Annotated in this window: 6 protein-coding genes; 2 read left to right on the top strand and 4 right to left on the bottom strand. The window is 65.4% G+C overall.

Annotated elements, in window-relative coordinates; translation table 11 throughout:
• Positions 1-192: 192 nt before the first annotated feature.
• Genes AC1VWL_RS07815 through AC1VWL_RS07800 form a run of 4 tightly spaced genes read right to left on the bottom strand, consistent with a single transcriptional unit; the run spans position 193 to position 4,892 of the window.
• Positions 193-1,752: a DHA2 family efflux MFS transporter permease subunit gene (locus AC1VWL_RS07815; protein WP_482986320.1), complete on the bottom strand. Its 1,560-nt coding sequence runs from the start codon at positions 1,750-1,752 to the stop codon at positions 193-195.
• A gap of 7 nt (positions 1,753-1,759) precedes the next feature.
• Positions 1,760-2,941, bottom strand: a complete 1,182-nt coding sequence (locus tag AC1VWL_RS07810) for a multidrug transporter (RefSeq protein ID WP_482986319.1) — start codon at positions 2,939-2,941, stop codon at positions 1,760-1,762.
• A gap of 11 nt (positions 2,942-2,952) precedes the next feature.
• Positions 2,953-4,440, bottom strand: a complete 1,488-nt coding sequence (locus AC1VWL_RS07805; RefSeq protein WP_482986318.1) for an efflux transporter outer membrane subunit — start codon at positions 4,438-4,440, stop codon at positions 2,953-2,955.
• Positions 4,441-4,445: 5 nt separating this feature from the next.
• Positions 4,446-4,892, bottom strand: a complete 447-nt coding sequence (locus tag AC1VWL_RS07800; protein WP_303746916.1) for a MarR family winged helix-turn-helix transcriptional regulator — start codon at positions 4,890-4,892, stop codon at positions 4,446-4,448.
• A 219-nt stretch (positions 4,893-5,111) separates the two neighbouring features.
• Here AC1VWL_RS07800 and AC1VWL_RS07795 point away from each other — a divergent pair, with 219 nt between their 5' ends.
• Positions 5,112-5,975, top strand: a complete 864-nt coding sequence (locus AC1VWL_RS07795; protein WP_482986317.1) for a helix-turn-helix domain-containing protein — start codon at positions 5,112-5,114, stop codon at positions 5,973-5,975.
• A gap of 64 nt (positions 5,976-6,039) precedes the next feature.
• Positions 6,040-8,283, top strand: coding sequence for a DNA topoisomerase IV subunit A (gene parC, locus AC1VWL_RS07790; RefSeq protein ID WP_482986316.1), 2,244 nt, complete (start codon positions 6,040-6,042; stop codon positions 8,281-8,283).
• Positions 8,284-8,383 lie beyond the last annotated feature (100 nt).

The raw sequence follows: 8,383 nt of genomic DNA, 5'->3' as shown, positions 1-8,383 counted from the left end.
GGCCTCACGACCCAAGCCCAACTGGTTCGCCCGCCTTCTGCCTTGCGATCCCCCCCCCGTCCTCGCCACACGGCCGCCCCGGCCCCCCCACTACAGATAAAAACGAAGCCCGCAGTCTTTCCGATTGCGGGCTTCGCTGTAGCGTCATTGCTGTCGGCTTCGCGGCTTACGCCGCTCCTACAACAATCGGGACTAATGGCCACCAGTCGACGCAGCCCCCGCTCCCGCACCAAACGGCGGCTTGGCCAGCCACACCAGGCCGATGATCAGCAGGAACACCCAGCCCAGCAGCAGGAAGATGTCGTTGAAGCCCATCTGCGAGGCCTGGTGATTGATCATCTCGTTGAGCACCGCCGCACCATGCTGCAGGTCGCCCTGCCCCATCGCAGTCACCTGCTGATGCATGCCCGGATCGTACAGCGACACATGCTCGGTCAGATCAGCATGATGTTGTTGAGTCCGACGCGCCCACAACCACGTTGTAAGCGACGCCGCGAAGCTGCCCGCCAAGGTGCGCAGGAAGGTCGCCAGGCCAGAGCCGGCGGCGATCTCGCGGCCGTCAAGGTCGGACAACAGGATCTGCAACACCGGCATGAAGAACAGCGCCAACCCAACACCCATCAGCAACTGCACGCCGGCAACGTGCTCGAAGTTGACCTGCAGGTTGAAGCCCGAGCGCATGAAACTGGTCATCGACAACACGAAGAACGCAATCGTCGCCAGGTAGCGCATGTCGACCTTGTGGCCGAACTTGCCCAGCACGGGCGCCACCATGATCGGCAGGATGCCTAGTGGCGCAGTCGCCAGGCCGGCCCAGATTGCGGTATAGCCCATGTCACGCTGCAACCACTGCGGGATCATCAACGCCACCGAGAAGAACGCGGCGTAACCAACAATCATCGCCAAGGTGCCAGCACGGAAGTTGCGATGCCGCAGCAACTTCAGGTCAACAATGGGGTCCTTGTCGGTCAGCTCCCAGATCACGAACACCGCCAGCATCACCGCAGCAATACAGGTCAGCACCACGATCTTGGTCGAGTTGAACCAGTCTTCCTCGTTGCCCAGGTCCAGCATCAGCTGCAGGCAGCCAACGCCGATCACCAGGGTGACCAGGCCGACGTAATCCATCTTCGGACGCTCGGTGGTTTCCACGCGATGGCGCAGCTGGCTGCCGACAATCGCCGCGGCGATGATGCCCAACGGCACGTTGATCAGGAAGATCCATTCCCAGCTGTAGTTGTCGGTGATCCAGCCACCGAGGATGGGACCGGCAATCGGCGCCACCACGGTGATCATCGCCAGCAAGGCCAAAGCCTGCCCGCGCTTCTCCCGTGGATAGATCGACACCAGCAGCGACTGGGTGATCGGGTACATCGGCCCGGCCACGAAGCCCTGCAGCGCGCGCGACACCACCAGCATGCCCATGCTCTGGGCGATGCCGCACAACAGCGAGGCGATCGAGAACGCGATGGTCGCCCAGATGAAGAGCTTCACTTCACCGAAGCGGCGGCTCAACCACCCCGTCAGCGGCAAGGCAATCGCGGTGCTGACCGCGAACGAGGTGATGACCCAGGTCGCCTGCTGCGAACTGGCGCCGAGGTTGCCGGCGATCGTCGGCAACGAGACATTGGCGATGGTGGTATCCAGCACCTGCATGAACGAGGCCAGCGCCAGGCCGGCCGTGCACAACGCAACATTGGCTGGCCCTGCGCCGACCGTCGTGGCCGGCGCCGTGGGAGCTTGAGCGGACATGGTGACCTCAGCTGGCGCGCGCGGACTGCGGCAGGTTGTCCTGGATGATGCTGTGGATCAGCGCGTCGGCATCGTGCAGCTGCTTGGCATAGACCTGCGTGCCGTACACCGTGCCCTTGGCCGCATCGGCCGGCAGCACCGTGCCCTTCTGGTCGTGCAGGTTGACCTCGGCCTTCATCGACAAGCCCAGGCGCAGCGGATGCTCGGCAAGCTGCTTGGCGTCGACGGCGATGCGCACCGGCACGCGCTGCACGATCTTGATCCAGTTACCGCTGGCGTTCTGCGCCGGCAGCAACGAGAACGCCGAACCGGTACCCAGGCCGAGGTTGGTGATATGACCCTTGTAGGTGACGTCGCCACCGTACAGGTCCGAGCGCAGCTCCACTTCCTGGCCCAGGCGCATGTGCCGCAGCTGGGTTTCCTTGAAGTTCGCATCCACCCACATCTGTTCGGCCGGCACCACCGCCATCAAGGCCGCACCCGGCTGCACGCGCTGGCCGACCTGCACCGAGCGACGCGCAACATAGCCGGTAACCGGCGCAACGATGCCGGCACGTGCGTTATTGAGATAGGCCTGGCGCAGCTGTGCCGCAGCCGCCTGCACGTCCGGCTGGGTGGCGATGACGGTGTCGTCGATCAGCGCGCGGCTGCGCTCGACGGTCTCGCGCGAACCGGCAACGGCGGCTTCGGCAGCGGCCAGCTCGTCACGGGCGTGGGCCAGTTCTTCATTGGAGATGGCACCGCTGGCAGCGAGGTCACGGCGACGGGCGAAGTCTTCGCGTGCGCGCTTCACCGACACCATCCGCGCGTTCAATTCCGCCTGCGCACCTTCCGCACTGCGGTACAGGCCGCGCACCTGGCGCACGGTGCTGGCGAGGTTGGCCTGCGCCTGCTGCATCGCCACTTCGGTATCGGCCGGGTCCAGCTGCACCAGCAGCTGGCCCTGCTCCACCTTCATGCCGTCATCGGCGGCGATGGACACCACGGTGCCGGTGATCTGCGGGGTGATCTGCACCTGGTTGCCGCCGACATAGGCGTCGTCGGTTTCCTCGGCCCAGCGGCCGAGGAAGTAGTACCAGGCGGCAAACGCTGCCAGCAGGATCAGGATGACGAACAACAGGCCGCGCAGCAGCTTGCCGCGACGGCTGGGAGCGGCGGCTGCCGCATCGGGGGAGGTTGTCTGGCTCATTCGGGGGACTCTCAGGAATGCGTGGTGTCGTTGCCGGCGGCAACGGCCGGCGCCGTGTCGGCGGTGGGCTGGAAGCCGCCGCCGAGGGCGGTGCTCAGGCGTACCGAAGACAGCAGTTGCTGTGATTGCAGGTTGCTCAGCCCCTGGTCGGCCTGCAGCAGGCGGTCCTGGGTGCTGAGCACATCAAGGTAATTGCCGATACCGGCGCGGTAGCGCTGCTGCGCAAGCTCGTAGGCGGTCTGCGCGATGCCACGCAGCTGCTGCTGCGCCTGCACCTGCTCGGCCAGCGAACGGCTGGCGTTGACCTGGTCGGCAACGTCGCGCAGGGCCTCCACCAGGGTGTGGTTGTAGTTGGCCACGGCAAGATCGTAGTCGGCATCGCTACTGGCGAGGCCGGCACGCAGGCGACCGCCATCGAAGATCGGCAGGCTCAGCGCCGGTGCCAGCAGACCGAAGGTGGAGCCGCTTTCAAGCAGGCTGCCCAGGTCCTTGGACACCACCCCGCCCAAGGCGGTCAGGTTGAGGTTGGGGTAGAAGCGGGTCTTGGCGACCTTGATCTGCTTGTCCACCGCTTCCACGCGCCAGCGCGCGGCAACGATATCCGGACGCCGGCCCAGCAGTTCGCTGGGAACTACACCTGGCAGCTGCAGGGCCAGCGGATTCAATTCATTCGGAACCTTGATGTCCAGGCCACGATCCGGCCCTTTGCCGAGCAGCGCGGCCAGCGCATTGCGCGACACATCGATCTGCTGCTGTGCGGCCAGTTGCTGCTGTTGTGCGGCAGGCAGCCGTGCCTGTGCCTGCTGCACCTGCAGTTCACTGTCGATACCGGCGGCGCGACGCTGGCGGGTCAGCTGCAAGGTCTTCTCGGCGCGCGCCAGTTCGTCATTGGCAACACGCTGCAGTTGCCCGGCATGGGCCAGCTGCACGTAGCCCTGGACGATGGCGGCGGCCAGGTCCAGGCGCGCAGCCTGCGCATCCACGGCAGCGGCGTGGCCGCTGTCGACGGCGGCTTCCCAGGCGGCACGCTTGCCGCCCCACAGGTCGACGCCATAGCTGAAGTTGGCCACGGCCTGCACGCTACCCATGTAATGGCCGCCGATTTCATCACCGGCCATGGATTCGGGCAGGCGCATGCCGGTATAGCCCGGCGACAACGACAGGCTGGGCTTGCGCTCGGCATTGCTGCTGGCGGCGTGTGCCTGGGCCTGGCGCAGGCGCGCGTCGGCGGCTTCCAGCGAAGGAGAACCGCGCAGGGCTTCGTCGATCAGCGCATCCAACTGCGGGTCGGCGAGTGCACGCCACCAGTCGGCGGCAGGAAAGCCTGCTGCACTGAGCGGGGTACCGGCCAGGCTGCGGCTGCTGTGCAGGCTGTCGGCATCCAGCAGTCGCCCCTGCGGTTGCAGGCCACGGCTGCTGGCACACGCGGCCAGCGTAAGAACCAGCGCCGCGGCCAGGAGGCCGCGGGCGGATGAAACCAGGGATGTGGGGGAGGACATGGTTTTCATGGGGTCATCAAGGAGTCACGTATACGGAGCAGCAGGGACATCAACATCTCCCGCTCCTCCACCTGCAGGTCACGCATGGCGTCTTCCATCACCTTGTCGCCACGCTGTTTCAAGCGCAGCCACAGGGCACGGCCTTCATCGGTCAGCACGATCTGCAATGCACGACGGTCCTGCGCATGCGTCTCGCGGCGCACGCAACCAAGCGCTTCGAACTTGTCCAGCAGACGGGTCACCGCGCTGGGAACCTGGTCCAGGCCGCGTGCAAGCTGGTTCGCAGTACAGGGCGCCATGTGCATCAAGGTCTTCAGACCGATGTAGTGGCTGAATCCAAGGCCGAGGTCTTCCTCGGCCATGGAGGCATCAAGCTGCCGGGCGAGGCCGTCGCGGACTTGCCGCAGCAACAGGCCAAAGCTGGGGGGCTGAGTGGTGTCGGCACAGATCATGGGCGGGCATTTTCCTTCCAGATGGAATATTTCTCAATGGAAATATTCTACTTGGTATCAAATGCTGTGTTGCACCAATGGTGTCTGCGGCCGACCGGGACACAGTAATGGCTGTGCGCGTGGCCCGGTAATACAATCCAGCCAATGAATGACGAAATCCGGCCAAGCACAGGCGCAACCCTTTCTTCGGTCAGGCGGCGGGCACCGCAGGGCTTTGACATGCAGCTGCCCGCCCCGCTGCTGCGTGACCAGGAACTGGACTGGTTCGAGCGCGACGACGGACCGCCAGTGTTCGGCTTCCGCTTCGACAGCCCGCAGGGCCTGGCCCGCGAGGTGGACTGGCACCAGCATGCGCGGGCACAGCTGATCTGCGTCGAGCGCGGCCTGCTGACCACCCGCACCCGTCACGGCACCTGGTCCTTGCCGGCGGGTTCGGGCGGCTGGATGCCCGCAGCCGAGCCGCATACGGTGGTGATCGACGGCCCACTGCGTGGCTGGGGCATGGCCCTGGCCAGCCCGATCTGTGTTGATTTGCCCGACGACCCCTGTGTGATCGGCATATCCCGCCTGCTCAATGCACTGGCCGAGCGGATCAGCGACTGGTCGCCGGAGCAGCCACTGTCTCTGCCCCAGCAGCACATGATGGATGTACTGCTCGACGAAATCCGGCAGGCACCGCGCCAGCGCATGCACCTGCCGATGCCGGCCGATCGCCGCCTGCTGCGGATTGCCTCGCAGCTGTTGGCCGAGCCGGCCGATGACCGCAGCCTTGCGCAATGGGCGCAGTGGGCGGGCCTGTCACCGCGCAGCCTGAGCCGCCATTTCCGCGACGAGACCACCTTGAGCTTCGCCCAGTGGCGGCAGCAGGCACGGCTTGCCGAGGCGCTGCGCCGCCTCAACGACGGCCATGCCGTGGCCGACATCGCCCATTCACTGGGGTTCAGCAGCCCCAGCGCCTTCGTGATCGTGTTCCGTCGTCACTTCGGCCTGCCGCCCGGCCGCTACCAGAGCCGGGCAGAACAGGGGCTGGAAGGCGGGCTCGATCCCGTCCGTGGCTTGGCATCTCCGCCGCCATCCGGATAATCGTCGGATCAGGCAGCCGGCGGCCCCCGCCTTGGCTCCGCACAACAGGTAGCACCCACCCGCAATGACTGAGTCTGCACGCCCCGCTTACCATGGCTTCGAACAGCAGCCACTGCGCGAATACGCTGAACGCGCCTATCTTGATTACTCCATGTACGTGGTGCTGGACCGCGCCCTGCCCTTCATCGGCGACGGGCTCAAGCCGGTGCAGCGCCGCATCATCTATTCGATGAGCGAACTGGGCCTGGGTGCCGCATCCAAGCCCAAGAAGTCCGCCCGCACCGTCGGTGACGTCATCGGTAAGTACCACCCGCACGGCGACAGCGCCTGTTACGAGGCCCTGGTGCTGATGGCCCAGCCGTTCTCGTTCCGCTACCCGCTGATCGACGGCCAGGGCAACTTCGGCTCCAGCGACGACCCCAAGTCGTTCGCGGCCATGCGTTACACCGAATCCAAGCTGACCCCGATCGCCGAGGTGTTGCTGGGCGAACTGGGCCAGGGCACCACCGACTGGTCGCCGAATTTCGACGGCACCCTGGAAGAGCCAAGCTGGTTGCCGGCACGCCTGCCGCACCTGCTGCTCAACGGCACCACCGGCATCGCCGTGGGCATGGCCACCGACGTACCGCCGCACAATCTCAATGAGATCGTCAGCGCGCTGGTGCGCCTGATCGACGAGCCGGATACCACCGTCGCCGAGCTCTGCGAGCACGTGAAGGGCCCGGACTACCCGACCACCGCCGAGATCATCACCTCGCCGTCGGACCTGCGGAACATCTACGAGACCGGCAATGGCAGCGTGCGTGCGCGTGCCACTTTCAAGAAGGAAGGCAGCAACATCGTCATCGATGCGCTGCCGCACCAGGTCTCGCCGTCCAAGGTAATCGAGCAGATCGCCGCGCAGATGCGCGCCAAGAAGCTGCCGTGGCTGGAAGACATCCGCGACGAATCCGACCACGCCAACCCGGTGCGCGTGGTATTGATGCCGCGTTCCAACCGCGTCGACGCCGAGCAGCTGATGGGCCACCTGTTCGCCATCACCGACCTTGAGCGCAGCTACCGCGTCAACCTCAACGTCATCGGTCTGGACGGTCGTCCGCAGGTCAAGAACCTGAAGATGCTGCTCAGCGAGTGGCTGCGTTTCCGCCAGGACACGGTCACCCGCCGCCTCAACCATCGCCTGCAGAAGGTCGAGCGTCGCCTGCACCTGTTGGAAGGCTTGTTGGTTGCCTTCCTCAACCTGGACGAAGTGATCCGCATCATCCGCACCGAGGACGATGCCAAGGCCGCGCTGATCGCACGCTTCGCGCTGAGCGAAGACCAGGCCGAATACATCCTGGAAACCAAGCTGAAGCAGCTTGCGCGCCTGGAAGAAATGAAGATCCGCGGCGAGCAGGACGAGCTGGCCAAGGAACGCGACAAGATCCTGTCGATCCTGCAGAGCAGCGCCAAGCTGAAGAAGCTGGTCAAGGACGAACTGCTGGCCGACGCCAAGAAGTTCGGCGACGATCGCCGTTCGCCGCTGGTGCAGCGCGGTGCCGCCCAGGCCATCGACGAGACCGAGCTGGTCCCCAGCGAGCCGATGACCGTGGTGCTGTCGGAGAAGGGTTGGGTACGCGCAGCCAAGGGCCACGATGTCGATGGCTCGACCCTGAACTACCGCGACGGTGACAGCCTGCTGGCGGTGGCACGCACGCGAAGCACGCAGCAGGTCGCCTTCCTCGATACCGAAGGCCGCGCCTACTCCACGCCGGTGCATACCCTGCCCTCGGCACGTGGCAATGGCGAGCCGTTGACCGGCCGCTTCTCGCCGGCTCCGGGCAGCAGCTTCGTCACCGTGGCCAGCGGCGACAACAACACCCGCTTCGTGCTGGCGTCCACGCATGGTTATGGTTTCGTCACCCGCTTCGAGAACCTGACCGGCCGCAACAAGGCCGGCAAGGCGATGCTCAACCTGTCCGCTGGTTCGGCAGTGCTGACCCCGTCCCTGGTCGCCAACCCGGAAACCGACCGCATCGTCGCGGTCACCAGCGCCGGCAACATGCTCGCCATCCCGGCCAGCGAGTTGCCTGAGCTGGACAAGGGCAAGGGCAACAAGATCATCGAGATCCCCAAGGCCAAGCTCTCCACCGAGCGCGTGGTGGCGGTGGTCGCGGTTGGTCCGGGCAACAGCCTGCTGGTACGCAGTGGCCAGCGCACCATGAACCTGTCGTTCAAGGACCTGGAGACGTATCTGGGAACGCGGGCAACGCGCGGGCATCTGCTGCCGCGTGGGTGGCAGAAGGTGGAAGGGCTTGAAGTCCAGTAAGTACAAAGAAGGCCGGGCAATGCCCGGCCTTCTGCTTTTTGTTTCTTGTAGGAGCGGCGTAAGCCGCGAAGCCACTGAACCAACAATCAGCAGTGACCAT

It is taken from the genome of Stenotrophomonas sp. STEN063, from assembly GCF_056854515.1.
Note: the sequence above shows the minus strand (reverse complement) of the source record. Positions and strands in the feature narration are given on the sequence as shown.